Source organism: Caldimonas brevitalea (assembly GCF_001017435.1).
GTDB lineage: Bacteria > Pseudomonadota > Gammaproteobacteria > Burkholderiales > Burkholderiaceae_C > Caldimonas > Caldimonas brevitalea.
The window spans coordinates 4197327-4221927 of record NZ_CP011371.1 but is presented as its reverse complement, the minus strand read 5'-3'; the positions used below and the strand labels follow the sequence as shown (position 1 = coordinate 4221927).

Below are 24601 nucleotides of genomic sequence, written 5' to 3'. Positions count from 1 at the left end.
ACGGTGACCCGTGCCCGCTACTCCATCGCATCGGCACGACTTGTCGAACATCATCAGATTCCGGCGGCGCCGCTGGCACGCACGGCCACCCCTGCCCGAAACGGGTGTTCCCGACACGGCGCCCTAGCCGTCGATTCCCCCAAACGGAGATTTGCAGTGTCTTCTCCTTCCCGCATCCTTCACCCCGGTCTGCGTCGAAAAATCATGTCCGCCGACGAGGCCGCGGCATTGATCCGTCACGGCGACAACGTCGGCATGAGCGGCTTCACCGGCGCCGGTTATCCCAAGGCCGTGCCGCTGGCGCTGGCGCGCCAGATCGAGCAGGCGACGCAGGCGGGTGAGACCTTCCGGATCGGCGTGTGGACCGGCGCGTCCACCGCGCCCGAGCTCGACGGTGCGCTGGCACGGGTCGGGGGCATGCAGCTGCGCATGCCCTACCAGTCCGATCCCGCCTGCCGGGCGCGCATCAACGCGGGTGAGATGGAGTATCTCGACCTCCACCTTTCGCACGTGGCCCAGTTCGTCTGGTTCGGTTTCTTCGGCAAGCTTCATGCCGCGGTGGTCGAGGTGGCCGGCATCCGCGAGGACGGCCGGTTGATTCCCTCCTCGTCGATCGGCAACAACAAGACCTGGCTGGATCAGGCCGACAAGATCATCCTCGAGGTCAACAGCTGGCATCCCGAGGGGCTCGACGGCATGCACGACGTCTACTACGGCACGCGACTGCCGCCGCATCGCAAGCCGATCCCGCTGCTGGACGCGGGGGACCGGATCGGCGAGCCCTACCTGCGTGTCGACCCCGACAAGGTGGTGGCGGTGGTCGAGACCTGTTCACCCGACCGCAATTCGGCCTTTGCGCCGCCCGACGAGGTGTCGCGGCGCATCGCCGAGCACATCCTCGAGTTCTTCGACCACGAAGTGCGGCGCGGTCGCTTGCCGGCCAACCTGCTGCCGCTGCAATCGGGTGTCGGCAACACCGCCAACGCCGTGTTGTCAGGCCTCAACCAGGGGCCCTATGAGGGGTTGGCGGCGTACACCGAAGTGCTGCAGGACGGCATGCTGGAGATGCTGAAGTCGGGCAAGCTGCGCTTCGCGTCAGCCACGGCCTTGTCGCTCAGCCCGGCGGGCACCGAGGATTTCATCGCCAACCTGGCCCACTACCGTGACCGTGTCGTGCTGCGGCCGCAGGAAATCTCCAACCACCCCGAGGTGATCCGCCGGCTGGGGGTGATTGCCATGAACGGCATGATCGAGACCGACCTCTACGGACACGTCAACTCGACCCATGTGATGGGGACACGGATCATGAACGGCATCGGCGGCTCGGGCGACTTCGCCCGCAACGCCTATCTGTCGATCTTCATGACCGGCTCGACGGCGAAGGACGGTGCCATCTCCTGCATCGTGCCGATGGCCAGCCACGTCGACCACACCGAGCACGACGTGCAGGTCGTTGTCACCGAACAAGGGCTGGCCGACCTGCGGGGGCTCGCACCGCGGCGGCGTGCGCGCTTGTTGATCGAACGCTGCGCCCACCCCAGCTATCGGGATGCCCTGCTCGACTATGTAGAGCGCGCCGAGGCGGCTGCCCGGGCCGGTCGCGGCGGCATGCACACACCGCACTCGCTCGGCGAGGCGCTGTCGTGGCATGAGCGCTACGAGCAAGCAGGGCACATGCTGAAGGGATGAGCCGCCCCGACCTCGGCGCCGCGTCGCCGGCCTCTACGGTCGGCTCGCGCTCGCAAGCCGGGAGGGTGCGCCGCTTCGATGCGGTCGGGCGCCTCGATGCCCTGACGCGGGTATGCCGCTCTCCCCAAGCCGCGCGCCGAAGCCTCCGTGCGTGGCGTCTTCCCCGGCAGGAATCGCCCCGAATTCACGAAACCCGAACGTTTCCACGTCCCGGGGCGGTCAAGGTCGGCCACCGGGAGCCGAAACACGAGGGCGGCGCCGCGATGGCGCCGCGAACCTTGCCGACCGCCACCTCCAGCACGACGATGACCGACTTCCATACGCAACCGAGTCCCTTCTTCCCGCGCAGGCACCCCCGCTGGTTTGTCGCCTGCTTGGGCCTGCTGCTGGCCGCTTGCGGCAGTGGCGATGGCGACGACGACGCCGTGTCGCAGACCACGCGCCAGGGGGTGCTTGCCATCTCCAACAGCAACCACACCGCCACGCTCTGCCAGGTCGATGCCGAGGGCGCGCTGACGTCGTGCACGGTGCAGAAGCAGACGGCCTTCCGCGGCGCCGGAAATTTCCATGTCGCGGGCACCCACGTCTACGTCAGCGGCCTGCAGGCCAACACTGTGACCGCCTGCCGGCTCACGGCGACGGGGACTGTGGCCGATTGCACCGCATCGCAAGGCGACGGCAGCTTCAAGGTGCCCATGGGCATGGCGTCGGCCCGCTCGACCTTGTATGTCACGAATGAGAACGACACGCTGTCGGTCTGCTCGCTCGACGTCGCGGGCAAGCCCACGGCCTGCCGCGCCGACAGCGCCGGCGGCACGCTCAAGCGGCCCGTCGGTATCGATGTCAGCGGCCAGCACGTCTTTGTCGCCAACCGGTCGGCCAACAGCGTGACGGTGTGCTCGACCTCCGGCACCAGCCTGTCGAACTGCACCGAGCAATCGGGTGGCGGCGCCTTCAACGGCCCGGTCGGCCTCACGGTCCACGGCGGCTGGCTGTTCGTCACCAATGCAAACGACGACTCGGTGGCGGGGTGCCTCATCGGCGGCGCCGGCGCCTTGGCGGCCTGCCGCACGACGCGCAGCCCGCAGTTCAAAGGCCCGACCGACATCAGCGTCAACGGTGCGGTGGCCTATGTGACGAACTTCAGGAACGACACCATCGCCGCCTGCGCGCTGGGCTCCGACGGTGCCTTGACCTCCTGCCGGTCGTTCCAGGCCGGCGCCGCCTTGCGCCACCCCAACGGCCTGACGTTCGTGCCGCTGTCCTTCTGACCGAGTGCCTGCCATGACCCTCAAGAAAATCGTCACCCTGCTGACCACGGCCGCCTTCAGCTGGAACGCAAGTGCCGGCACCGATGTCCTCGTGCACGTTGCCAACCTGTCGCCCTACGCGGTCGAGGTGTCCTTCCCCGCCGGCAACAGCGACTGCTGGTACGACACCGTCAGCGACCAGCGCATCAACGAATACCTGCAGTACTACAGCAGCAGCACGGTGCCGTCGAGCTACCAGGCCTACCTGACGCAGTACCAGACCGCGTGGGGCCTGCCTGACCTCTCGGCAGTGCCGATGCACGACATGAACAACACCTCCTACACGCTGGCTCCGGCGGTGCCGGGCAGCAAGGTGGCGACGGTGCTGTTCAGCGGCGAAACCAAAGCGGCTTTGTTGGAAGGCTGCAAGGACGCCACCTCGAGCCGCGGCTTCGACGTCACGCTGCGCGACGCGTCGGGCACCGTGCTGAGCCGTCGGCACTACGTGCTCAGCGATCCGCCCGACTCGGCCTGGACCCTGAGCCGCATGAGCCAGACCGATGCTGGCGTGGTCGAAGACCACATCAGCCTCGGTTCGGGCGGCAAGACCAGCGCCACGACCGTGATCAAGGACGTCGTGAACGTCGCCGGCGTGCTGGCCACGGTGTTCACGCTCGGCGCCGCGGGCGTCGAGTTCTTCGCGGCGCGCAACGCCATCGTCTTAAGCGAGGGCGCCGGCACGATGTCGCCGGCCCTCGCGACCGACATGTACAACCTCGTCAGCACTCAATACACGTCCTTCACGCAGCGGGCCGCCGCGTGGATCTTCAGGTCCAACATGTCGTATGCGACCGCGTTGGAGAGCGGCGGGGTACAGGTTGCCTACGACGCCACCACCGCGGGCTGGACGCCCGGCTGGCGGCTCGTCTACTCGATCGTGTCCGACGGCATCATCGGTGTCGTCGATGCGAAGACCGATGGCACGGCAGGCGACGACACCGCTGCCGCCCCGAGCCTCGACGGCCTGAGCACGGAAAGCTTCGCGAGCGCCATCGCCGCCGCCGCCGATTTCGCGCACCCGCAGTTGGCCGCGATGGGGCAGTCGGACGACGATCCGTCGGTGTGCGTGTACGCGACCGACACCGTGTGGAACACCGAGTGCCGGGCGGTCGGTCTCATGCTGGCCGTCCAGAACGACGGCTCGATCGTGTTCATGCCGATGCCGTCGGTGGGGTCGGGCAGCTGAGTTGCATCTCGACGCGGTAGAGGCGCCGGAGGCCGGGACGCCCAAGACGTTCGCGCGATAGCCGCCGAAACAGGAGTTTCAAGCGGGGCTAGCACTGACGGCATCTGGCTGAGGGGGGACCTGTAAATTAGGCCCCACGAAGGGCCACTTCTTTGGCAGGCTGTGAAGAGCCGGTGCCGCGGTCCGCACGCCGGTTCGATGCAAGCATCGCGAGGGTAGACCAACACCGTCGCGCCGCTGCTGTCATCGCCTCCGGACCCCAGCCGAGCAGCGGGCCCGGCGGGGGCGGCCCAGAGGCAGCGCGCGCCGTGCTTCAAGCGCGAAGTGGCAGCCCGACCGTCATGGCCCGCAGGAGAATCGACATGCGCCTCGAACTGCATCACCTGGTCGCCTCCTTGGGCCTCGCTTGCGTACTCACCTCAACCCCTGTCGCGGCCGACACCTTCCCCTATTCACACAACATCGAGAACTACGGGCTCGGCACGCCGCTGACACCCAGTGACGAGGTGGAGCTGGTGGGCGGGGCCGTCGACCCCATCGTCGGAGCGATCCGGTGGACCTTCGAGTTCCTCGTCACTGCCGACGTCGGGCGCATCACGAGTTCCGCAAACTGGGCTGCCACGACGGACAGTGCGGACGCCACCCGCCTCGAGGATGTCCACATCGGTCTCTACAAGGTCGATTTCCAGGGTGGGCCTCCTCAGCCGGAGACGCTGCTGTTCTCGTTCCAAGACGATGGTGTGACGGACGGCCGTGGCCACGCGTCCCTCGACCAGCCCTTGCCGACGTTCCAGGACGGCTTCTATCGCCTGGCCGTCACCGGCACTGCCTTCGGCAACCCGGACTTCTCGTTGACGATGAATTTGCCGCCGGTTCCCGAGCCGGCTACGTGGGCGCTGGTTCTCGCCGGCCTTGCCGGAGTCGCCGGGGTGGCACGCCGTCGCAAGTCGGCGTGACGGGCAGCTCGCGACCTTCAATCCACGTCACGCCGCGCGGATGAGCTGAGAAGCTGGCAACAGGTCATTGCCGTGCGTGGCGCCCTCCGTCGGAAGTTGCGATCATGACGGTCGGAGATGACGGCGATGGAAGAAATCGAGGTCGGTGCGACCACATTGTTCGTGCTGGACGACGGCACATGGCGCTTTCCCGCGCATTTCTTCTTTGCCAACGTGCCGGCGGCACAGTGGCAGGCCCGGCTCGACACCGATGCCGAAGGCAAGATCCCGGTGGGCCACAACCATGGCCTCGTCAAGACCGCGCACGAGCTGATCGTGATCGACACCGGCTACGGTGACGACCGCCACGGCGGCTGCACCGGCCACCTGCTGGACGATTTCGAGCGCACCGGCTTGCGGCCCGAACAGGTGACCCAGGTCGTCACGACACACGCGCACGGCGACCACATCCAGCGCCACACGCTGCTGCACGCGGGCCGTCGCCGCCCGACCTTCACGCACGCCCGCTACCACCTCGCCCGCGCCGACTGGCATTGGTTCACCGAGGTCGCGCCCACCCCGGAGGTCGAGACGCACCTCGTCCCGCTGGCCCGATCGGGACAACTCACCTTCTTCGACGGCGAGTGCGAAATCAGTCCCGGCGTGCATTTGCTGCCCACCCCCGGGCACACCCCGGGTCACACCAGCGTGCTGATCGAATCCGGGGGCCACTGCGCGCTCTTCCTCGGCGACCTGTGTCACCACGCGGTCCATTTCTCACACCCGCAATGGGTCAGCAGCTTCGACACGCATCCGGAGTTGACGCCGCATACGCGGGCCCGGATCTTCTCGCTGGCCGAACATCTGCGGGCGCTGCTGATTTGCCCGCACCTCCCCGCCCCCGGCCTCGGGCATCTGATGCGGGTGGGTGACGGCTTCGTGTGGCAGCCCCTCAACCGCCCGGCCCGCCACGGTTGACCGACGCCCTGCCGGCCCTCTGCGCCGGCGATGGCGGCGCTAAGCCCTTCTCGGCAAGCGCAGTGTCGCCTGGAGCCCGCTGGCAGGACGGTTGCCGAGCGTCAGCGTGCCGTCGTGCGCTTGCGCGATGTCGAAGTAGCGGCGTATGCGCTTGAGCCGCTCACGCCGCGTCGAGTCGCAGCCGCACCGGCTGATGGTCGGAGTGTTGTGTCTGCGCATCCACCTCGATCGCGATCAAGCGGGGCAGCAGGTCTTCGCTGACCAGGAAGAAGTCGAAGCATTGCGGGCCCTGAGGCCATTGGGCGTGGTCGTAAAGGCCCAGGGTCGGGGCGTGGGGGCGGCCGGGATGGAGATGCGGCCACGCGTCGCAGTAGCGCGCCGTGCCGTCGTCGAAAGGCTGCAGCAGCAGGGCCAACTCGTCGCTGTCCGCGCCGCAGTTGAAATCGCCGCACAGCACGGCCGACGCAGCGCGCGGCGACAGTGCAAAAGCGCCTTCTGCCGGCCTGCGATCGCAGCGTGACTGTTGCACGGCCTCGCGGTGCAGTTCACGCAGGCGCTGCGCTTGTGCCCTTCGCTGGCGTGGCGCGTAGTACTCCAGGTGCGTGGTGGTCACGCGCAGTGGGCCGAAGGGCGCTTGCAAGGTGGCTTCGACCGCCACCCGTTGCATGCTGGCCACCCCGTCCTCCGCCGGCCAGGGCAACAGGTGGCGCCACGCTTGCCCGACCGGCAACCGCGCCGCGAGCAGGTTGCCGAAACGCTGGCGCCGGCCTGCGGTGCCGGGCAGGTCGGTGGCGACACCCTCGACCACCGTATAGCCCGCCAGTCGCTGGCGCAGGCCCTCGAACTGGTCGCTGCCGTCGTGTCCGGCCAGGTCGGCGAAGCCGTCGGCCACTTCCTGCAGCAGCACGACGCCCGGCGCGCCCGGGGCCATCAGCGTCTGCACGATGCGATCGAGGTCGACACGGCCGTCCACGCCGCGGCCCCATTGGATGTTCCAACTGGTCAAAACGAGTTCAGGCATGGTCGTTCTCCCTTGCGAGTCCTGGAGCGTCAGACATCGTTGCAGCGTCTGACACGGAAGGGAGTCTTGCCGTTGAGCAGGGTCGGCTACAAGCTAGGCCCCTGGCACGACGTGGCGGATTTTCGGCAGCGGTGATGGGAGACGACGGCAAAAAAACAGGCATACAGTCTGGACGTTTCTCATCACCACGTTGGAGTGCCCATGCGTCCCTGGCTCAAAAGCAACCGCGGCTTCTTGATCTTTTTGCTGTGTTTCGGGTTCTTTCGGACCGCGGTGGCCGACTGGAACCCGATTCCGTCGGGCTCGATGCGGCCCACCCTCCTCGAAGGTGACGTCGTCTTCGTCAACCGGCTGGCCTACGATGCCAAGCTGCCGTTGACGGACATCGCGGTGCTCGCGCTCGGCGAGCCCGCGCGCGGCGATGTGGTCACCTTCTCGTCGCCGCGCGACGGCACGCGCTTGATCAAGCGTATCGTGGCCATCCCCGGCGATACCGTCGAACTGCGCGACGGCGTGCTGTGGCTCAACGGTGTCGCGGCGCAGTATCGGGAACAGGCCGCCGGGCTGGAGGCGCTGGCCTACTTCGGCAGCACACCTTCGCTGCAAGCCATCGAAAGCGTGGCCGGCAGCGAGCGGCAGGTCCAATCGCTGCCGGCAGTGCGCGCAAGGCGCGACTTCGGTCCGGTGACGGTGCCGAAAGACAGCTACTTCATGCTGGGCGACAACCGCGACAACAGCGAAGACTCACGCTTCATCGGCGTCGTGCCGCGCCACCTGCTGATCGGCCGCGCGGTGCGGCTGCTCGTTTCGGCGGACATCCAGGGCGACTGGATGCCTCGTTTGGAGCGCGTCGGCAAGAGCATCAATTGACTGAACCGGGGCGCGTCCCGCCGTCACTTCACGACGGCGCGGCGTGGCCGGTCGGGCATAACCGGCTCGCCGTCTCCTGGAGGTGCCGCCAACGTTCACCCTGCCACGGCTCGCGAATCGGGTATCCCAGCCAGCCGCGCGCAGCAGCCGTGCAATGCCACCTTCCATGGTGCTGCCCGAGCAGGGCCCGGGCCTCGTCATCGCGGCCAGCCCGGCTCAGCGCGAAGGCAAGATCGAGGGGGTTTCTGACGTGTTCAGGCGGTGCGGCGCCACGACGAGCGGCGTCGTCGTGGCGGCCCGGTCGGGCTTTGACGACAGCCGCCAAGCGCATCACCGCCAGCCCGCGGTCGGTCTGGCCCGCGAGCAGCAGGGCCCACGCATAGTCGATCGCGAGCCGGCCTTCGCCCTGTTGCAGGTTGTCCCGGAACCTCGGCTCCTCCAGCACCGCGATCGCTTGGTCGGCTTGTCGGTGGCTCAAGGCGAACCACGCGCGCGCACGCACCACCTCGCGCAGCTCGCACTGGCAGTCGTCGGCTGTCAGCGTGCGCTGCGTCAACTCGGCAAGCAGGGCCTGTGCACGCGGCGTGTCACCCGCCTGGTCGAGGGCTTCCGCCCAGAGCAATCGGGTCCGAACGGTGGGGGCGAACCGGGTGGGCGCTGCGCGTTCGGCCCACGCGATGGCATCGCCGAGGACGACGGCGCGCTCCTTTGCGTTCGCCTGTCCGGCGGCGTGGGCCAAGGTGTCGAGTTCCGCTTGCAGCACGTCCCCCAGTTCCCACCGCTCACCGTCGCGACCGGCCTCGAGCAGTGCTTCGATCGCGAGCCGTCGCTCGGGGTGACGCAGGGCTTGTGCCTGCAGCACTTGCATGTCGACGTGGCGGAGGTCGTCCGCCGCCAGCGCTGCTTGCCTGGCCCGCAACTTTGCGTCGGCGGGCGCGTTGTCGTCAGACAGCATGTCGTATTCATCCCAGGCGATGTCGAAGGCCACCTGGGCCGGCGTCCGTGCATCGGCCTCCAGGTCCTCAGCGCGGTGGTGCGGCCAAGCCTGTTTCAACAGCGGTAGCGTCGCGGTGTACGCCGCGGCCAGGATCAGCAAGGTCGCGACGCTCTCCCATCGCCGCGGCGGGCGAACGCGGCGGCGCAGTTGCACCGATTGCACCAAGGCCAGTTGACGCGGCAAGCCCAGGCCTGAAAAGCGCTGCTGCACCTGGTCGCACAGCTGGGCCAACGACCGTCCTCCGTCCGCGCTGCCGTCGGCATCCGCCTCCAGCTTGGCTGCCCGCCACTCGTGCGGCAAGGCGAGCGCGAGCAGCAGCGCCACGGCACCGAGAGGCATGCTTTCCAGCCACCACGCCAAGCCGCCGAGACCCGCCACACTGATGGCGGCGAACACGAGGCGGAGTCGGGGCCAGCGGCTGAACAAGGCGATCTCGACCAGCCGCCCGCCGTCGAGCGGCGTGATGGGCAGCAGGTTGAAGAGGTTGACGGTGACCGCCAGGAAGGCGACTTCGTCCCACCAGGGCAGTGCCGCGGCGCCGTCCGGCGGATAGAGGAGGGCTGCGCTGCCAGCGAGCAAGCCGGGCAGCGGGCCTGCGAGCAACACGAGTGTCTGTTTCCACGCCGGCACCTCGCCGGTTCGCCCGGTCACGACGGCGCCGACAAAGGGTACGAAGAACATGCTCATGTCCTTCCACCCTAAAACCCGCATCGCCAGCGCATGCCCGAGCTCGTGCACCAACAGCACGGCGACGAGGGCGGCCGCGAAGGTCCAGTCGAAGGCCAGGCCCCACAGGGCCAGCGAGACCGTCATCGACAGAAGCAACACGGTGGCCTTGAGTTGGTGCTGGGGGGCACGTTCTCGTTGGTTGGCCTCCATCTGCTCATGGCAATGGCCAGGAAGGCGCCGGCGTGGCTTGCCGTGGTGGCGGCGCACCGGTAGGGCCGCGCCAGCTTGCGCTTCACGCGAATCCATTGCCAACCAGCCCGTAGGGCGGCGCCGACCGACGGATGCAAGACGTTCCCCTGCCCGACAAGCCGCCCGTTCTGCCGGTCGTGCTCGAAGGCCAGGGTCCACGCCTGCCGCACCCGGTCGCACGCCTCGGCGGGCTCGACGTGTCGCGCCTGCGTCAAGCGGCCTCGATGCGCTTCCCACTGACCGGCGATCGAATCAGCATAAGGATCGTGCACGTCGAGACCGTGCATCAGCAGGGGACGCAGCCAATCGTAGCGGTTCAGCGTGGCGAGCAGGCGGCCGTCGGCATCGAAACTGTAGAACGTGGTGGGATAGCCGCAGGCCGGCGACGCTGCGAAGGTGAGGCCGGCGAACGCCGGTTCGGTGCGGTGGCGAAAGAACAGGGCAGGGAAGAGATGCACGCCGACGCGTTGGCGCCCCTCTTGGACGACCTCGAAGCCCAGTTGCTGCAGTTCTGCCACCGTCGCCGCTTGGTCCGGCGTCATTGCCGGCAGCGGCGACGCCGCCTCGGCCTCGGGATACGGCGACGCCAACCGCAAACGCATGACCTGCACGGCCACCACGATGGCCACGATCAGGTGAAACCACAGCCATGCGCCCACCACCCCCAGCGCGAGCCACATCCCCTCGTGCATCCCTCACCACCTCTTGTGTTTCTTTGTCGAGCAAACAAGGGAATTGTCGGTGACAGCCGGGGACCGAGGCAATGTGTGTGTGCCGGTTGCGTCGTACCACGGCGTCGACAGGGCAGTATTCGACACACTTGCGGAAAAAGTGCGCGGCCATGAGGACCAAGCATGGGGCGGCCGGCCATACTCGCGGCGTCGTCAAGGACCATCACATGAAATCGACCGCCGTCTGTCTCAGCGCCGTTCTGGCTGTTTCCCTGTCTGCCTGCACCCGCATCGAAACCGGGGAGGTCGGCTTGCGCATCAACTTCGACAAGACCACCGACCCGACCGAACGGCTGCCCGGCTCGTTCAACCAGACGGTGGTGGGCAGCATCCTGACCTTCAAGGTGCAGGACGTGGCGGTGGGCGTGGACAACATGACGCCGCTCGCGTCCGACAACTCCACCGTCAAGGATTTCGACATGACGGTGGTCTACAGCGTCAACCCGACGGCCGTGTCTGAACTGTGGACGACCAAGAACCGCACCTTCCACAGCGTGTCGGAGCACGGCGGCGACATCCTGCTGATGCAGAACTACGTTGCCTTGAGCGCCCGCAATGCGGCGTACAAGGTGGCGCGCGGGTATGAGTCGCTGAAGATGTCGGACAACCGTCCTCAGATCGAGCAGCAGATCCGCGAGAACATCCTCAAGACCCTGGGTGAGGAAAAGCTGGCCGACAAGATCAGCGTGTCGCAAGTGCAAGTGCGTGCCATCACGCCAGCCGACGTCATCGTTCAGAGTGCCAACGAGCTGGTGCGTGCCCAGAACGAGCTGAAGACCAAGGAAGTGGAAGTGCAAACGGCAAAGAAAGAAGCCGAGCGCATCGCCGCCTTGAACGCGAACGCGAGCGCCATCGGCTACATGAATGCGATGGCCAACCTGAAGATCGCCGAAGGCGTGGCGGCTGGCAAGGTCCACACCATCGTCGTGCCGTACGACTTCAAGGGCATCGTCAACGCCAAGTGAGTGCGCCCATCGGGCTTGCCGCCAGGGGCGGCTCCGAAAGGAGTCGCCCCTTTCCTTTTGTTGGGGGCTGCCCGCCGGCCGTTCGTGACGCTACCAGCGCAGCACGACCCGCCCCGCCAGCGCGCCGATGACGCTGGACAGCACGATGCCCGCGACGTACCACACGGCGATGAAAGGCGCGGCCAGTTCGGGGCAATGCCAGGCATACACCGCCGCCCCCAAGGCGCCCGCCGCCGCCCCGACCGCGGCGCCGGCAGCCGCCGGTCGGGTCGGTGCCATCGTGCGCATCGCCAGCATGCCGGCCACCAACGCCGGCACCGACAGCAGTGCGATATTGAACGCACACACGCGCCAGGTGGTGCCGAGCACCAAGGCCACGCGTTCGTCGGCCGGCGCTTGCCACAACACCCCTGCGGCCAACAGCCACAGCAGTGCCACCGGCGCGGCCGCCCATCCCGCGATGTGGCCAGCCGCCATGCCAGGCCGGCCCAACCGGCGCGCGGCTGCCACCGACGCGGCGAGCAAGGCCAGGGTAAAGCCCCATCGAACCCAGAACATCGGGTCGGCCAGCGCCTCCTGCAAAGCCGGGTGCAAGCCCAGCAGCGGCAGCATCAGTGCAACCGCGCCGGCGCAGCCGAGGCCCAGTGCGACCGCCAGCGCGCGGCGCGGCAGGCGCGGGTCGACCGGTTCCAGGCCGCGGGCCAGCGTGTCGATCAATTGTGTGGTGTGCATGGTCGAAAGCCTCGTGATGCGGATGAGGTAGACGAAACGTCAATGGGACGTGCGCAGCAGGGCCGTGAGCGCCTTGAGGCCCCGGTGCACGCCGATCTTCACGGCCGATTCGGACAAACCGGTCAATCGTGCCGTCTCCACCACCGAACGGCCTTCCAGCTTGACGTGGACGATCGGCAGCCGCTGCTTGTCGGGCAGGTGTTCCAGCAGCGCGCCCAGGTCGCGTTGCGCCTCGTGCGCGTTGTCGTCGCGGCCCAGCAGCAGTTCGTCGACGTCGTCGATCGATTCGGTCTGGGCGTCCAGTCGGGAGCGCCGGCGCAACAGGTCGATCAGCTTGTAGCGGGCGATCGCATGCAGCCAGGCCGTCACCGGCTGCTCGGGCGCATAGGTGTGACGGTGGTTGTGCACCGCGATCAAGGTCTCTTGCACCAGATCTTCGATGTCGTCGGGCAGGCCCCGCATGCGCTTGCGCAAGAAGGCGCGCACGAAGCCGGCCAACTCCGTCAGGAAGTTGCGGTAAGCCGCCTCGTCACCCTGCAGGGCGGCGATCAGCAGCAGGCGCAGGCGGTCGGCGCGCTGTTCCCGGATGGCGAGCGTGGAGAGCGTCATACCCGTGTATTCGCTGGCGGCGCGGCCCGGGTTACAGCCGGGTCGAAAAAAAAATTTGTCGTGATTGTGCGCGCCGCCGTAACCGGGGCGCCGGGGCATTCGTATCTACAGGCAGGCCGGTCGTGCCGCAAGCCTCGAAGGCACTGCCGGCCGCATCGTTTCGATGCCCCTCGAGTCCCTGTTCATACAGATGGATGGGAACCACAACATGTATCCGATAGGAAAGGAAGCACCATGAACCGTCGTCACTCCCTCGCCCTGGCCGCCGCCGCCTTGACCGCCTTCGCCTCGGTGGCCGCATCTGCTGAAGAGAAGAGCAGCTCCTCTAAGGCCGACAAGGAGCGTTGCTACGGTGTGGCTGAAGCCGGCAAGAACGATTGCGCCGCCGGCCCGGGCACCAGCTGCGCCGGAACCTCCAAGGTCGATCACCAGGGCAATGCCTGGAAGTACGTGCCGAAGGGCACCTGCACGTCGATCAAGACGCCCGCCGGCATGGGCTCGCTGTCGCCGATCAAGTCCTGAACCACCGTCCGGCCGCACGCGCGGGTCATCCGCCCGGCGCGCGGCCGGTATCAGCGCGCTCCCATGACCTTTGCCATCACTGCAGGCTTGGGCCTCAAGCCCCAGCACTATGACGATGCCCTGGACTGCACCGACCCGGGCTTCTGGGTGGAGGTGCATCCTGAGAACTACATGGCCGACGGGGGCCCCCGGCTGGCGTGGCTGGAACGGCTGCGGTCGCGCCACCCACTGTCGCTGCACGGTGTCGGCCTGTCGCTCGCCGCCGATGCACCGCCCGACGCGACCCACCTGACACGCCTGGCGGAGTTGGCCTCGCGCTTCGAGCCGGCGCTGGTGTCCGAGCACCTCGCGTGGTCGGCCTGGGGTGGCGTCTATCGTCCCGACCTGCTGCCGGTGCCGCGCACCGCCCGCGCGCTCGACCGGCTGGCGACCAACGTGGCCATCGTGCAGGACCGCCTGCGCCGTCCCATCGCGATCGAAAATCCATCGCACTATCTGCGCTTCCCAGAAGGTGCGCACGAGTTCGGTGAGGTGGAGTTTCTGGCGGCACTGGCCCGCCGCACCGGTTGCCGGCTGCTGCTGGACGTGAACAACGTCTGGGTCAGCGCCTGCAACCTGGGCTTCGACGCCGCCGAATATCTCGCGGCGGTGCCCGCATCTCTGATTGCCGAGATCCACCTGGCGGGCCACACGCCCGACCCGGTCCACGGCGCAGCCTTGCTGATCGACAGCCATGACGCGCCGGTCGCCCCGGTGGTGTGGTCCTTGTACGAAGGACTGGTGCGCCGCATCGGCGCTCGCCCCACGCTGATCGAGCGCGACGACGAGTTGCCTGCCTTCGAGGTCTTGCGTGCCGAATGCCGGCAGGCGCGGGCCGTGATGGAGGCAGCAGGCGCCGCGCGGCCACGCGAAGACGCTCGCACCGCCGTCCGCCGCACGGAGGTTGCCGAATGACCAGCACGCTCTCGCTGTCGGCCTTTCAAGATGCATTTGCCGCCGCGCTGGCACGCGAAGACGTGGCGGCCACGATCGGCTTGCCTGACGTCGTGGCAGCTCTCGTGGCGCAACCCGCGTTCGCCGTCTACCGCAACACCGTGCGGCGCGGCGCCATCGACGCCGTCCAGGCCTCGTACCCGGCACTGCTGCCCCTGGTCGGCGAGGAATGGCTGCGGGCCGCCGCCGCTCTCTACGTGCAACAGCAGCCACCCACCGAGCCATCGTTGCTGCGCTACGGACGCGGGTTCGCCGACTTCCTCGACCGCTTCGAGCCGGTCACCGCCGAGATGCCGTATCTCGGCGACGTCGCCCGCATCGATGTGCTGTGGAGCGATTGCCACCTGGCTGCGGACGCGCCGGTGCTGGAGGCCTCGGCGCTGGCCGCCTGTCCTGGCACGCAGCTGCTCGACTGCCGCTTGAAGCTGCACCCTGCGGCGCGCTGGCGCTGGTTCGCCGACGTCCCGGCCTACACACTGTGGCGGCGCCATCGGTTCGAGGCCGACCACAGCGCAGGCGACGAACTCGACTGGCAGGGCGAAGGCGTTTTGTTGACGCGGCCCGAAGGTGCCGTGCAGTCGCTGCCGCTCGACGCCGCCGGCTGTGCATTCCTGACCGCCTGCGCCGATGGTGCGCCGCTCGCGTGTGCAGCAGCCGACGCACTCGAAGCCGACCCCGGGTGGAACCTGCCGGCGTCGCTGTCGGCCTGGCTCGCGGCCGGGGCCTTTTGCGCTTTGGAGCGGCGGGCGGGTGCCGTCGTCTCAACAACCCTCCTGGAGATCCCCACATGAAGATCGATCCGAACACGACGCTCGTTGTGAGCACCACGGCGTCTGCTGCGGCCCCCGCTGCAGCCCCCGGCTGGCGCGGCCTGCACAACCGCGCCGCCTCGGCTGTCGAGCGCTTGTTCCACCTCGACCTGCTCACGTTGTCCTCGCGTGTGGCGCTCGCCGCCATCTTCTTTCAGTCGGGCCGCACCAAGGTGGAGGGCGGGCTGACGGTGTCGGACAACGCGATCGCGCTGTTCACCGACGAGTACCGTTTGCCGCTGCTGCCGCCCGAGGTCGGCGCCCACCTCGCGGCCTATGCGGAGCATTTGTTCCCGCTGCTGCTGGTGCTCGGCCTGGGCACGCGTGCCGCGGCGGCGGCCCTGCTCGGCATGACGCTGGTGATCCAGGTGTTCGTCTATCCCGACGCCTGGCCCACCCATTTGTCGTGGGCGACGCTGGCCGCCGTGCTGTTGCGCTTCGGCGGCGGCGCCTGGAGCCTGGACCGCGTGCTCCGGCTGCGCTGAGGCACGGCCCTTCACGGCAGCCGCTGCGCGAACCACAGCACGCCCACCGCGGCGAAGCCGCAGCACGCGGCGGTGTGCAGCGTGCGCGCCGCCGCCGGCCGGCGCTGCAGCCACGACAGCAGCAGCACGGCCGGGGCCAGCACGAGCAGCTGCCCGAGTTCGATCCCCAGGTTGAACAGTGCCAAGGCCGCGGCCAGTTGCGGTGTCGGCAGCGCCAGCGGCACCAGCAACTCGGCGAAGCCGAAGCCGTGCAGCAGGCCGCACGCGAATGCGAGCGCAGCCGACATGTGGGCGTTGCGGCGCAGCAGGTTGTGCACGGCAGCGGCCGCGATGCTGAGCGCGATGGCCGGCTCCACCCACTGCGCCGGTGGCCGCCACAGGTCGAGCGCGGCGGCGGCGAGCGTCAACGTGTGCGCCAGCGTGAAGCTGCTGACGACCCAGAGCAGCCGGCGCGCGGCGCGTGAACGCACTTCGCGTCCTGTCACCAGGGCCAGCGGCAGCACCAGCGTCAGCACGAAGATGACGTGGTCGGGGCCGCGCAGGATGTGCCGGACGCCTTCTGCGACGAATTCGAACAGGGGAGGGGTCGCGGCTGCCAGGCCTTCGACCGCAGCGGCAGGCGGCGCTGGTGACTCGCCGGCCGCGATCAGGCGAGGGCCGCGTCCGGGCCATGCCACCAACAGACGGTGGCTGGCATCCACGCCGGCCAGGAACTGGTAGGCGGCAAGCGGCAGGTCGGCCGGCGGGCATGGCACTTCGGCGCGCAGCACCGCCATGCCGGACTCGCCGCGCGTCTGGCTGTCGACCAGCCGCAGGGCCATGCGGCAGTGCGGTGCGGCGGCGGCGTCGAAGGACGCGGCGGCGAGGGCCTCGATGCGCGGCACGGCAGCCCGTGCTTCGCGCCAGGTCAGGCGTTCGTCGCCGTCGGCATCGAGGTCGAGCAGCGCGTCGAGGTCGCGCCATGCGACCTCCCATTGCACGCGGCTGCCTTCGGCGGTCGCCTGCACCTGCAGGCTGGCGCGGCTGGCCGTGTGGGCAACCGCCGGGGGGGCCCACGCGCAGCAGGCCGCCACCGCGGCCCCGGCGAGGAAGGCCGCAAGGCCTGAAGCCCGCCCGGTGTGCAGGCGCCTTGGCGCGGAATTGTTCATGGCGTGATGTCCTTCCATCGCGGGGTGCCGAAACCTTGCAGCGCCGCCGCCAGGCGGTGATCGCGCAAGCCGCTCGTGCGACAGCGGCGCTCGACTTCAGCCAGCAGGTCTCGATCACCCGCCCGGTGCGCCGCCTCGGCGGCGATACGCAGGTCGATCGGCTCCGACTGCAAGCCCAGATTGAGGGCGGCCCAGCGTCGGGCCTCGGCGGCATCACCGCCCGACCACAACACGAACAAGGCCTGCTCGCGCGCATGTAGTGCCGCCTCGTCGGCCGGCATCGCGCTTAAGCGCGTTTGCAGTTGCTGGCGCAACGCCTCGGCGGCGCGCCGCTCGCCGCCGGCTTGTGCAGCGCGCCAGCGCCGCAGCAAAACGCCATCGCTGGGCGGGGCCGCGACGAGCGCCTGAAGCGCGGCTTGTGGCCGCCCGGCGACGATCAGCGTGTCCGCCAGGGCCAGGAGGTCGTAGAGCTCCCCGCCGGCGGCCGCTTGTTGCAAGGCCGTCAGGGCCGCGTCGTACTGTCCCAAACGTGCCAGTGTTTCACCGAGCACCGAGGCGGCCCAGGTGGCGCGTCGAGGGTCGGCAACACCGGCCTGGACGCGCAGAGCAGGAAGGGCGGCCTCCGCGGCACCGGTCAGCGTATCGACCTGCAGGCGGCAGAGCAAGGCGATCTCGGCGACTGCGGCTGCCAGACCCTCGCAAGCCCGTCCCGCGGCGGCGTGATCGCCCTGCACCAGCGCGAGGGTCGACAGCGTGAGCCAGGCCTGCGGATGGGTCACTCCCGGCCGCAGCACCTGTTCGAGGCGGCGGCGGGCCGCTGTGAACTGGTGCTGGGCCTGCTCGACGGTGGCGATTGCGACGACCATGTCGAGCGGCGCGTCGTTGCGATCCCACCAGGGCTGCAGCGTCGAGTGGGCATAGGCGACCAGGCGTGGATCGCCCTCGGCGCGCGCCTGCTGCAGCAAGCCAAGCGCGTGTGCGACCGCGCGCCGGGCTGCGGCAGGCGGCGGAGCCGGGCTGCCGGCAGCGTCGCTGGTGGCGGGTTGCCGTGTCACTGCCGCGAGCAAGGCGACCTGGCGCTTGACCGCAAGCGGCAACAACCGAGCTTCGATCACCTGGTCGGGCGCCGGCTCCGCGGACGCCGCTGCCGCGCCGGCCACCAGCAGGGCGATGGCGACCGTGGCTGCCTTGGCCTTGGCACGCACGCGGACAGCGCGGGCGCCGCTAGACGTCCGCGGCTTCATCGCGGTCCGCGGTGGGCGCGCCGAGGCGGTCGACGTCGAGCGGTTCGGTGTCAGCCGAGAACCGGGCGATGACCTGCTGCACATAGGCCAGGAACTCCGCCGCTGTCGAAACGCGGTCAGGCAGGCTGCCGTTGTCGCCACCGCCATTGCTGCCGCCATTGCTGCCGCCATCGCCGTCGCCGCGGTGCGGATCGCCGCCGCAGCCGGCCGCCAGGGTCAGCGCAAGCAGCAGACCGGCGGCTGCGGTGCGGCGGGAAGGCTGCATCGACCGCGTTTTCATCGTCATCATCGTCAACATGTCGGCCTCACTGTGCGCCGGGGCGCGGGGTGGTCAGGTAGGGGAAGCGGGCGTCGAACCTGGCGTCGCTCGTCTGTGTGCCGCCGTCGGTCAGGGCCAGGCCACCCGAGGGCGCGTCGGCGCTGGCGCAGCCGAACACCGCAGGGTTGTTCAGCGTGCACAGCACCCCCATCGACACCCGCAAGGCGGCGTCCACCACGTCGTCCCCGGGGCGCCGACCGTTGGGGAAGCCGGCGTTGTCGCCGGCCAGCACGCCCAGCGGCTGCTGCGAGCCCTGGGGCTTGGCGGCGATCGAGGTGTTGAGTCGCAGCATCTCGGCGGCGGTCACCTTGGCCGGCTGGTTGAGACCCGGGACCCCGGTCAGGAAGGCCACCATGAGGTCGTTGCGCGGGAACTTGGTCGGCGCCTTGACACCCGCGTCCTTGAACAGCGTCTCGATCAGCGCGGGCAGCGTCGGGTGGGTCACGTACTGCGCGAACTGGCCGTCGTCGCGAGGTTTGCTGCTGTTGAAGCGGTCCTTGTCGGGCAAGCCGACCACCACCTCGTTGACCAGCGGCATGCCCAGGCGCGAGACCTGTGCCCACGGGCCGCCTTCGAGCGAGGCGCCCACCTGGTGCCCCGGGCTGGCGGGGGCTTTCAGCAATCGGCCCTGGCGCAGGCTGGCGCTGGTCCAGCCGCCGATCACGGGGTCTCGCGGCGATGCGAGGCAGCTCGCTGCCACTTCCAGCGCCAGGGTCGTCACGTTCTTGTCGTCCAGATCGTCGGTGCCACCGCTGGCGGCCAGCGGGTTGAGGTTGAGCAGGTCGAAAGTGCGGCCGAGGTTGACGACGAACGGGTCCTTGCGCTGGCCCACGAAGACCCGGGCCGGCAACGCGCAGCCGGGCAGCTTCACGGCGTGCACGTGCTGCGCGACATAGGTTTCATAAGCTGCCACCGAACCGAAGGTCTTGGTGCCGACGAAGTCGAGCGGCTTGTCGAACTCGTGTACGCCGCTCGAGGCCCCGGTCAGCGACGCGCGGTCGCCACGGCGGCGGTCGCCGCGCACGATGTCGACGGTATAGGTCTCGCGCACGTTCAGCGTGGCGGGGTTGATGCCAGAGACGCCGCCCGACTGGATCAACGGGATCGCGACCTGTTTGCCCGCGATGTCGAGCGCGAGTGACTTGAGCGTGTTCTTGAAGCGGAACTGAAAGGTGAGGTCTTCCCGCGCGTCGCCGTCCCGGTCGATGTGGATCTCATACAGCGCATTGGGGTCGAGTGCGAAGTAGTTGGGACCGCCATAGCCGTCCTGCAGCGGCAGGTAGTTGGCCACCAGCGTCACGTAGTCCTGCCGGCCCGGCTCGTAGCTGCGGAACATGTAGAAGTCGGTCGCGTCCACCTTGGGTGCGGTGGTGATGAAAGGCGCCTCGCGGTGGCTGGAGGCCCCGGCGGTGGGGCTGAAGAGGACCGCGGCCGCGCAGGCGGCAGCGCTGAGCGCGTGAACTGAAGTCGAGGGCATGTGCATCTCCTTGCGTTTGCGGTGGAAGGTCCTTCCTGGTACGAAGGGATGCGGCCGGCGGATGCAGCCTCGGGCGGCGCTGCACAAAATAAATATGGGCGCTGGCGTGGGGCGGCGATGGCGGGTGGTGCGCGGGCGCGTGGCGTGGGAGACGCCGGCGCTAACATGCTTGCCATGAGTTCCTCCCATGACGACATGCAAGATGCACCCGAGCACGGTGACGAAGACACCACCACCATCCACGAAGCCCGCCTGTGGCGCGACAACGGCTGGACCGCCAAGGTCATCAAGAACGAGGACGACGACGGTTGGGCCGTCGCGATGATCAAGGACGGCGAGCCCGAGCCGGCGCTGGTGGGCCAGTGGACGATGGGCCGCGACAAGAAGAACCCCAAGCCGCTCGACGTCGCCGCCTTCCACACTCTGGTGAAAACCGCCTCGGAGGTGCTGCGCCGGCATGAGCAGCAACTCCACGCGATGTACCACAAGCGGGCCACCGTCACGGCCGACGGCCAGAAGATCGACGTGACACTCGACATCGTGCCCGACGAAGACGATCCGCACGGGGTGCTGAGCGCCCATGACGCCTACGGCGAATGCCTGGCCCAGGTGCGGGTGGCGCCGACCTTCAAACTCAACGGCACGACGGCAGCGGCCTGGGTCGCGGACGGGTTTCGCAAGCCGGGATAAGGCTGCCCCGCTGCTTTCACACTGCGGCCGTACCGCTTGAGCGTTTTCCCTCAGTCAGGGGGGAGCCAACGGGACGGTCGTCGACTAGGCTGAATGAGCGCCGCCAACCGGCTTGCCACGGTCGAACCCAAGCCCGTGCCATGCGGGCCCCTGTCTGTTTGCGGTGCCTCGACCACGGCAGCCGGCGAGAGCGGGCCGCCATGCGGATGGCAAGCTGTCTGTAGGAGACATCGCATGAAACTGCTCATCCGGCGGCTGCTGCTCGCGGCCGTGTCGTGTTTGCTCCCGGCAGTGGCCTTTGCGCACTACGGCAGCTTCGCCTCGGGCGCCAACGGTTGCGACGTGTCGCTCCTCAGCAGTGCCAGCGCCGCCGACTGTGGTTCCATCGAAGGTCATTGGAAGGTCGAGGTGAGCTTCGAGGAGGGCAAGAAATCGGTGACCGTCGACGCCCAACAAAACAGTCCGGGTAGCGCCAACACATCGGGCTCGATCAACGGCACCGTGAAGGTCACGCGGGTGATCACGCAAGAATGCCTCGACGACTGCAAGGCCACCGCCGACTTGCCGACCAAGACCAGCGTGACGTTCTCGGGGGTGTTCTCGGGGACCTTGACCGCTGCGCTCCAGCCCGCCCCCGGGGGCCAGGACGCGCTCGCGCAGGCCACCCCCTCGTTCAGCGGGCCGACCTCGTTCGACAACCTCGAGACCTTGGCCATCACACAGAACGATTCGGCTCCGTTCGAGCAGAGCTACACCTCGACCGTCGAATTGGGCGAGGGGACCTACAACTTCAGCGCCGGGGCCACGGCAAATGCCTTCGTTCCGTCCGGCGCCAACGGGGGCTCGAAGGCCTCGGCCACCTTCGCCTTGTCGGTGGGCGGTGGCGGCGGCGACTTCTCGATCCCCTGCGTGCCGGAGCCGTCGACGGTGGCGTTGGGCGCCCTCGGGCTGGGCATGCTCGTCCTGCAGCTCGGTCGGGCCCGCCGCACACGCGTGGCCGGAGCCGATGCAAGGTGTCTCGGCGTGCCGTGCGCAGCCGGCGCCTGAACGTCCTCGGCTCACGGTCTCACGGCGCCGATCTCGTCCTGGTGCCCGGTTTCGGTCGGTGCTGCCATCGGCGCTGGCCGCCTTCGATGTGATGGAGGTACTTCCATGTCCGCTTCCAGGTCCCTCAAGCTCTGTTCCATCGCCGCGCTGGTGCTCGTGGCAGCGGCTGGCGCCGCGGCAGATGCCCGCGCGGCGCCCAACCTGATCCGCAACGGCGACTTCTCTCGCTCGCACACCTACGGTGGAGACAACGGCATTCCGCTGTTCCAGGAACCCGACGACTGGGCGACCTCCGGGCTCACGATCGAGGGGCGCATTGCCGGGGGTTCTTATTTCGAAAGCGGCGCACTCGTCGTCGACAACGACTGGTACGGCACCTACACGGGCGGGCCGGATCGAGCCGTCGTGATGTTCCACCGGGCGCGCATGGAGCAGAGCTTCACGGTGACGGCGGCCGGGGGTTACCGCGTTTCGTGGGACGACGCGACAGCCGCGCTGGATCACGAGCCCTTCATGCTCGGCGAGGGGTATCCGGAAGAAGACGCGTTGCCGTATCGGGTGATGCTCGGTAGCCGGCACCTGGGGGACTTCGGGCCCGCCAAGGGGCAGGACTACACGCGGCACGGCGCGACGCTGCTGCTGCAACCGGGCACCTACACCCTGAGCTTCACCGGCCTGATGTCGGCCGAGTACGAGCTGTACGGCGGCTACAACCAGTATGCGCGTAGCCTCAAAGGGTATTACACCTTGCTCGACAACGTGACCGTGGCGGCGGTTCCCGAACCTGCCAGCTACGCCTTGCTGGCATCCGGCCTGGCCCTGTTGATCGCGGGCCGCCAACTGCACAGGCGACGGCAGGGGCCGGGCGAGGCGTGAGCGAGCCGGGGCACCTGCCTCGGCTCGGGCCCCCGTTCTTGCCGGCTCCATCGGCTGCGCCTGCCAGCATCTGATTGCTGCCTTTACAGCGGCTTACCCCGCCTATGCTCCCGCTTCGATTTGAATGGCGACTGGTGCCGTTTGGAACCGGTTCAACGCAAAAGGGGACGAGGATGCTGGGTGCAAGGCGAGGCGACATCTTGGGCAAGCTCATGCGAGGGGCGCTGGCGGCCACCGCGCTCATGCTCGGCCAGGCGGCCGGCGCGCAAACGTACAACGCGGGCATCGCGGAGGTGGGGGCGGACCGGGCGACCTTGCCGCAGGGGCAGTCGGTCGGCGTCTTCGCCACGCTGCGCAACCTGCAGGCCATCGGCATCTTCACGGTGCATCTCGAGGTGCTGCGCGACGGTGCCGCCAGCCCGGTGCACACGCTGCAGTGCCGCACGCCGGAGCTGGCCACCGGTGGCCAGTACCGCTGCGCCGGCAGCTTCAGCGCCGGCACGCCGGGCACTTACCGCGTCCGCGCGCGTGCCGGCACCATCGACGGCAGTGGGGCGATCTTTCCCGGGTCGTCGGGCACCCCGGGCACCCGGGTCTCTGCTGCGTTCACGGTCTCCGGCAATGTGACACCGCCGCCGGTCTCACCTCCTGCCGGCGCGCCGGGCGCCGACATCGTGATCGACAGCTTCGGCTCGCCCGAGCGCTACAACCAGCGCCATCAGAACCTGCTGGGCGGCTACACCGACGACGATGGCTCTCTGCAGCACGACATGGCGGTCGGCGGCGCGCTGCAGCTGCGTTCGGCCGGCTCGGGCTATTGGTACAGCGTGCTGGCCAAGTCGACCTGTCTGGACGCCTCCAAGATGGCGGCCTTGAAGATCGTCGCCAAGGCCTCGCAGGCGGCGTCGCTGCAGCTGAGCCTCGGCACCGGGGCCGGCGGCTGCGAGCGCAGCACCGCCAGTTCGGCGCCGGTCACGGTGCAGCTGGGCACCGGCTATCAAGAGATCAGCGTGCCGCTGAACCGGTTTCAGCTGGCGAGCCTCGCCCAATTGCAATCGGTGGTGCTGAGCGGCTTGCAGGCCGGGGTCGACTACGGCATCCAGAGCTTGAGCCTGGTGGCGACGTCCGACGGCCTGCCGCCGCCGCAGCCCCCCGTCGGCCTGCCGGCCAAGGTGGTGGCGGGTTACTGGCCGTATTGGCCGGTCGCGCCGGTGCGCATCCGCGATGTCCACCCGAACTACAACGTCATCTATCTCTTCCATGCGCGGCCGGAAGGCGGTGCCCCCGGCACGACCGGGGCGGTGGTGTGGACCCCGCCAGGTGACGGCCGCGGCGCCGCCACGAATTTTGTTGCCGACATCCAGCACGCACGCACGGTGCAGGGCCGCAAGATCATCCTGTCGGTGGGCGGCGCGGGCCACGGCATGAGCTTCCCGACCCGCACCAAGTCGCAGGCCTTCGTCGACAGCGTGGTGGCGCTCTACAACCGTCTGGGCGGTTTCGACGGCCTGGACTGGAACACCTTCGAGGCCGACCAGGCACCCGACACCGAGGAGATGATCTGGATCAGCCTCGAGCTCAAGCGGCGCTACCCCGGCTTCATCATCACCTCACCGCCGGCCCCCTGGAGCACCCGCGACCAGGTGTTCTGCCAGGCGATGGTGCGCGCCGGTGCGATGGACTATGCGGCCCCGCAGTACTACGACGGCCCCGGCCTGGCCGACCCGGCCTATGTCGCCGAGAACATCAGGACCTGGGTGCAACTGCTGGGTGCCGAACGGGTGGTGGTCGGCTTCGGCGTGGCCGCCGCGACCAACTACATGACGATCGACCAGGCGGTCGACGCGTGGCAGCGGGTCAAGGCGCAGTACCCGCAGCTGCGCGGCGGCTTCGACTGGCAGATCCACACCGACGAGAGCCAGGGCTGGCCCTTTGCCACACGCATGAAGCCGTTGATCCAACCGTGAGGCGCGCCAGGCCGGCAGCCGCCGCCGTGTGGCGCCGGCGAGGCTGCCGAATGCGAGGCCGGGATCGGACCTGGCCAAGGTGA

Annotated in this window: 24 protein-coding genes; 15 read left to right on the top strand and 9 right to left on the bottom strand. The window is 68.6% G+C overall.

Features of this window, described 5'->3' with window-relative positions:
• The first annotated feature begins 204 nt into the window (after positions 1-204).
• The 5 genes from AAW51_RS17595 to AAW51_RS17575 all read left to right on the top strand — a co-directional run bounded on the left by AAW51_RS17595 (position 205) and on the right by AAW51_RS17575 (position 6098).
• Complete coding sequence (locus AAW51_RS17595; protein WP_047195641.1) at positions 205-1689, top strand: acetyl-CoA hydrolase/transferase family protein; 1485 nt, start codon at positions 205-207, stop codon at positions 1687-1689.
• Positions 1690-1952: 263 nt separating this feature from the next.
• Positions 1953-2960, top strand: coding sequence for a beta-propeller fold lactonase family protein (locus AAW51_RS17590; protein ID WP_047195640.1), 1008 nt, complete (start codon positions 1953-1955; stop codon positions 2958-2960).
• A 13-nt stretch (positions 2961-2973) separates the two neighbouring features.
• Positions 2974-4185 (top strand): hypothetical protein, encoded by a 1212-nt coding sequence (locus AAW51_RS17585; protein ID WP_047195639.1) that lies wholly within the window; start codon positions 2974-2976, stop codon positions 4183-4185.
• 362 nt (positions 4186-4547) lie between these two features.
• Positions 4548-5141: an FxDxF family PEP-CTERM protein gene (locus AAW51_RS17580; RefSeq protein WP_047195638.1), complete on the top strand. Its 594-nt coding sequence runs from the start codon at positions 4548-4550 to the stop codon at positions 5139-5141.
• Positions 5142-5267: 126 nt separating this feature from the next.
• Complete coding sequence (locus tag AAW51_RS17575; protein ID WP_047195637.1) at positions 5268-6098, top strand: MBL fold metallo-hydrolase; 831 nt, start codon at positions 5268-5270, stop codon at positions 6096-6098.
• Positions 6099-6258: 160 nt separating this feature from the next.
• Here the strand turns inward: AAW51_RS17575 and AAW51_RS17570 are convergent, their stop codons facing one another.
• A complete protein-coding gene (locus AAW51_RS17570; protein ID WP_047195636.1) occupies positions 6259-7119 on the bottom strand; it encodes an endonuclease/exonuclease/phosphatase family protein in 861 nt (286 codons plus the stop codon).
• 201 nt (positions 7120-7320) lie between these two features.
• On the opposite strand from AAW51_RS17570, the gene lepB reads away from it, so the two are divergent.
• Positions 7321-7989, top strand: a complete 669-nt coding sequence (lepB, locus tag AAW51_RS17565; RefSeq protein ID WP_047195635.1) for a signal peptidase I — start codon at positions 7321-7323, stop codon at positions 7987-7989.
• A 28-nt stretch (positions 7990-8017) separates the two neighbouring features.
• Here the strand turns inward: lepB and AAW51_RS28305 are convergent, their stop codons facing one another.
• A complete protein-coding gene (locus AAW51_RS28305; protein WP_053013682.1) occupies positions 8018-9865 on the bottom strand; it encodes a site-2 protease family protein in 1848 nt (615 codons plus the stop codon).
• Positions 9796-10584, bottom strand: a complete 789-nt coding sequence (locus tag AAW51_RS17555) for a hypothetical protein (RefSeq protein WP_047195634.1) — start codon at positions 10582-10584, stop codon at positions 9796-9798. Before AAW51_RS17555 ends, AAW51_RS28305 begins: the two co-directional genes overlap by 70 nt.
• A 218-nt stretch (positions 10585-10802) precedes the next feature.
• Between AAW51_RS17555 and AAW51_RS17550 the strand changes: the two genes are divergently transcribed.
• On the top strand, positions 10803-11600 hold the full coding sequence (locus AAW51_RS17550) for an SPFH domain-containing protein (RefSeq protein ID WP_047195633.1): 798 nt from the start codon (positions 10803-10805) through the stop codon (positions 11598-11600).
• 90 nt (positions 11601-11690) lie between these two features.
• On the opposite strand, the gene AAW51_RS17545 is transcribed toward AAW51_RS17550, so the two are convergent.
• On the bottom strand, positions 11691-12332 hold the full coding sequence (locus tag AAW51_RS17545) for an NrsF family protein (RefSeq protein ID WP_053013681.1): 642 nt from the start codon (positions 12330-12332) through the stop codon (positions 11691-11693).
• 39 nt (positions 12333-12371) lie between these two features.
• The gene (locus tag AAW51_RS17540; protein ID WP_047197972.1) at positions 12372-12941 is read right to left on the bottom strand and encodes a sigma-70 family RNA polymerase sigma factor; all 570 of its coding nucleotides are present in this window, start codon (positions 12939-12941) and stop codon (positions 12372-12374) included.
• Between the two features lie 234 nt (positions 12942-13175).
• Here AAW51_RS17540 and AAW51_RS17535 point away from each other — a divergent pair, with 234 nt between their 5' ends.
• The 4 genes from AAW51_RS17535 to AAW51_RS17520 all read left to right on the top strand — a co-directional run bounded on the left by AAW51_RS17535 (position 13176) and on the right by AAW51_RS17520 (position 15750).
• A complete protein-coding gene (locus tag AAW51_RS17535) occupies positions 13176-13463 on the top strand; it encodes a BufA1 family periplasmic bufferin-type metallophore (RefSeq protein ID WP_047195632.1) in 288 nt (95 codons plus the stop codon).
• Between the two features lie 63 nt (positions 13464-13526).
• A complete protein-coding gene (gene bufB, locus AAW51_RS17530; protein WP_047195631.1) occupies positions 13527-14417 on the top strand; it encodes an MNIO family bufferin maturase in 891 nt (296 codons plus the stop codon).
• Positions 14414-15247, top strand: a complete 834-nt coding sequence (locus AAW51_RS17525) for an HvfC/BufC N-terminal domain-containing protein (protein ID WP_047195630.1) — start codon at positions 14414-14416, stop codon at positions 15245-15247. The genes bufB and AAW51_RS17525 overlap by 4 nt, the downstream gene beginning before the upstream one ends.
• Positions 15244-15750, top strand: coding sequence for a DoxX family protein (locus tag AAW51_RS17520; protein WP_083438384.1), 507 nt, complete (start codon positions 15244-15246; stop codon positions 15748-15750). Before AAW51_RS17525 ends, AAW51_RS17520 begins: the two co-directional genes overlap by 4 nt.
• Positions 15751-15761: 11 nt before the next feature.
• Here the strand turns inward: AAW51_RS17520 and AAW51_RS17515 are convergent, their stop codons facing one another.
• Genes AAW51_RS17515 through AAW51_RS17500 form a run of 4 tightly spaced genes read right to left on the bottom strand, consistent with a single transcriptional unit; the run spans position 15762 to position 19938 of the window.
• Positions 15762-16898: a HupE/UreJ family protein gene (locus tag AAW51_RS17515; RefSeq protein ID WP_047195629.1), complete on the bottom strand. Its 1137-nt coding sequence runs from the start codon at positions 16896-16898 to the stop codon at positions 15762-15764.
• Positions 16895-18103 (bottom strand): hypothetical protein, encoded by a 1209-nt coding sequence (locus tag AAW51_RS17510; protein WP_047195628.1) that lies wholly within the window; start codon positions 18101-18103, stop codon positions 16895-16897. The genes AAW51_RS17515 and AAW51_RS17510 overlap by 4 nt, the downstream gene beginning before the upstream one ends.
• Before the next feature lie 19 nt (positions 18104-18122).
• A complete protein-coding gene (locus AAW51_RS30895; RefSeq protein WP_047195627.1) occupies positions 18123-18440 on the bottom strand; it encodes a hypothetical protein in 318 nt (105 codons plus the stop codon).
• A 7-nt stretch (positions 18441-18447) separates the two neighbouring features.
• A complete protein-coding gene (locus tag AAW51_RS17500; protein WP_047195626.1) occupies positions 18448-19938 on the bottom strand; it encodes a DUF4331 domain-containing protein in 1491 nt (496 codons plus the stop codon).
• Positions 19939-20133: 195 nt separating this feature from the next.
• Here AAW51_RS17500 and AAW51_RS17495 point away from each other — a divergent pair, with 195 nt between their 5' ends.
• From AAW51_RS17495 to AAW51_RS30885, 4 genes are all read left to right on the top strand, one after another.
• Positions 20134-20628 (top strand): hypothetical protein, encoded by a 495-nt coding sequence (locus AAW51_RS17495; RefSeq protein WP_047195625.1) that lies wholly within the window; start codon positions 20134-20136, stop codon positions 20626-20628.
• 234 nt (positions 20629-20862) lie between these two features.
• On the top strand, positions 20863-21675 hold the full coding sequence (locus AAW51_RS17490; RefSeq protein WP_047195624.1) for a PEP-CTERM sorting domain-containing protein: 813 nt from the start codon (positions 20863-20865) through the stop codon (positions 21673-21675).
• Between the two features lie 105 nt (positions 21676-21780).
• A complete protein-coding gene (locus AAW51_RS30890; protein ID WP_047195623.1) occupies positions 21781-22551 on the top strand; it encodes a PEP-CTERM sorting domain-containing protein in 771 nt (256 codons plus the stop codon).
• 200 nt (positions 22552-22751) lie between these two features.
• Positions 22752-24518, top strand: coding sequence for a glycoside hydrolase family 18 protein (locus AAW51_RS30885; RefSeq protein WP_238947624.1), 1767 nt, complete (start codon positions 22752-22754; stop codon positions 24516-24518).
• The last annotated feature ends 83 nt before the right edge of the window (positions 24519-24601 follow it).

What these genes read in the sequence shown, in the direction of transcription:
- AAW51_RS17540 (WP_047197972.1), bottom strand. Translation starts at nt 12,941, where the DNA reads ATGACGCTCTCCACGCTCGCCATCCGGGAACAGCGCGCCGACCGCCTG.
- lepB (WP_047195635.1), top strand. Translation starts at nt 7,321, where the DNA reads ATGCGTCCCTGGCTCAAAAGCAACCGCGGCTTCTTGATCTTTTTGCTG.
- AAW51_RS17575 (WP_047195637.1), top strand. Translation starts at nt 5,268, where the DNA reads ATGGAAGAAATCGAGGTCGGTGCGACCACATTGTTCGTGCTGGACGAC.
- AAW51_RS28305 (WP_053013682.1), bottom strand. Translation starts at nt 9,865, where the DNA reads ATGGAGGCCAACCAACGAGAACGTGCCCCCCAGCACCAACTCAAGGCC.
- AAW51_RS17490 (WP_047195624.1), top strand. Translation starts at nt 20,863, where the DNA reads ATGAAACTGCTCATCCGGCGGCTGCTGCTCGCGGCCGTGTCGTGTTTG.
- AAW51_RS17535 (WP_047195632.1), top strand. Translation starts at nt 13,176, where the DNA reads ATGAACCGTCGTCACTCCCTCGCCCTGGCCGCCGCCGCCTTGACCGCC.
- bufB (WP_047195631.1), top strand. Translation starts at nt 13,527, where the DNA reads ATGACCTTTGCCATCACTGCAGGCTTGGGCCTCAAGCCCCAGCACTAT.
- AAW51_RS17595 (WP_047195641.1), top strand. Translation starts at nt 205, where the DNA reads ATGTCCGCCGACGAGGCCGCGGCATTGATCCGTCACGGCGACAACGTC.
- AAW51_RS30890 (WP_047195623.1), top strand. Translation starts at nt 21,781, where the DNA reads ATGTCCGCTTCCAGGTCCCTCAAGCTCTGTTCCATCGCCGCGCTGGTG.
- AAW51_RS17545 (WP_053013681.1), bottom strand. Translation starts at nt 12,332, where the DNA reads ATGCACACCACACAATTGATCGACACGCTGGCCCGCGGCCTGGAACCG.
- AAW51_RS17500 (WP_047195626.1), bottom strand. Translation starts at nt 19,938, where the DNA reads ATGCCCTCGACTTCAGTTCACGCGCTCAGCGCTGCCGCCTGCGCGGCC.
- AAW51_RS30895 (WP_047195627.1), bottom strand. Translation starts at nt 18,440, where the DNA reads ATGTTGACGATGATGACGATGAAAACGCGGTCGATGCAGCCTTCCCGC.
- AAW51_RS17570 (WP_047195636.1), bottom strand. Translation starts at nt 7,119, where the DNA reads ATGCCTGAACTCGTTTTGACCAGTTGGAACATCCAATGGGGCCGCGGC.
- AAW51_RS17590 (WP_047195640.1), top strand. Translation starts at nt 1,953, where the DNA reads ATGGCGCCGCGAACCTTGCCGACCGCCACCTCCAGCACGACGATGACC.
- AAW51_RS17515 (WP_047195629.1), bottom strand. Translation starts at nt 16,898, where the DNA reads ATGAACAATTCCGCGCCAAGGCGCCTGCACACCGGGCGGGCTTCAGGC.
- AAW51_RS17555 (WP_047195634.1), bottom strand. Translation starts at nt 10,584, where the DNA reads ATGTGGCTCGCGCTGGGGGTGGTGGGCGCATGGCTGTGGTTTCACCTG.
- AAW51_RS17495 (WP_047195625.1), top strand. Translation starts at nt 20,134, where the DNA reads ATGCAAGATGCACCCGAGCACGGTGACGAAGACACCACCACCATCCAC.
- AAW51_RS17580 (WP_047195638.1), top strand. Translation starts at nt 4,548, where the DNA reads ATGCGCCTCGAACTGCATCACCTGGTCGCCTCCTTGGGCCTCGCTTGC.
- AAW51_RS17520 (WP_083438384.1), top strand. Translation starts at nt 15,244, where the DNA reads ATGAAGATCGATCCGAACACGACGCTCGTTGTGAGCACCACGGCGTCT.
- AAW51_RS17525 (WP_047195630.1), top strand. Translation starts at nt 14,414, where the DNA reads ATGACCAGCACGCTCTCGCTGTCGGCCTTTCAAGATGCATTTGCCGCC.
- AAW51_RS17585 (WP_047195639.1), top strand. Translation starts at nt 2,974, where the DNA reads ATGACCCTCAAGAAAATCGTCACCCTGCTGACCACGGCCGCCTTCAGC.
- AAW51_RS17550 (WP_047195633.1), top strand. Translation starts at nt 10,803, where the DNA reads ATGAAATCGACCGCCGTCTGTCTCAGCGCCGTTCTGGCTGTTTCCCTG.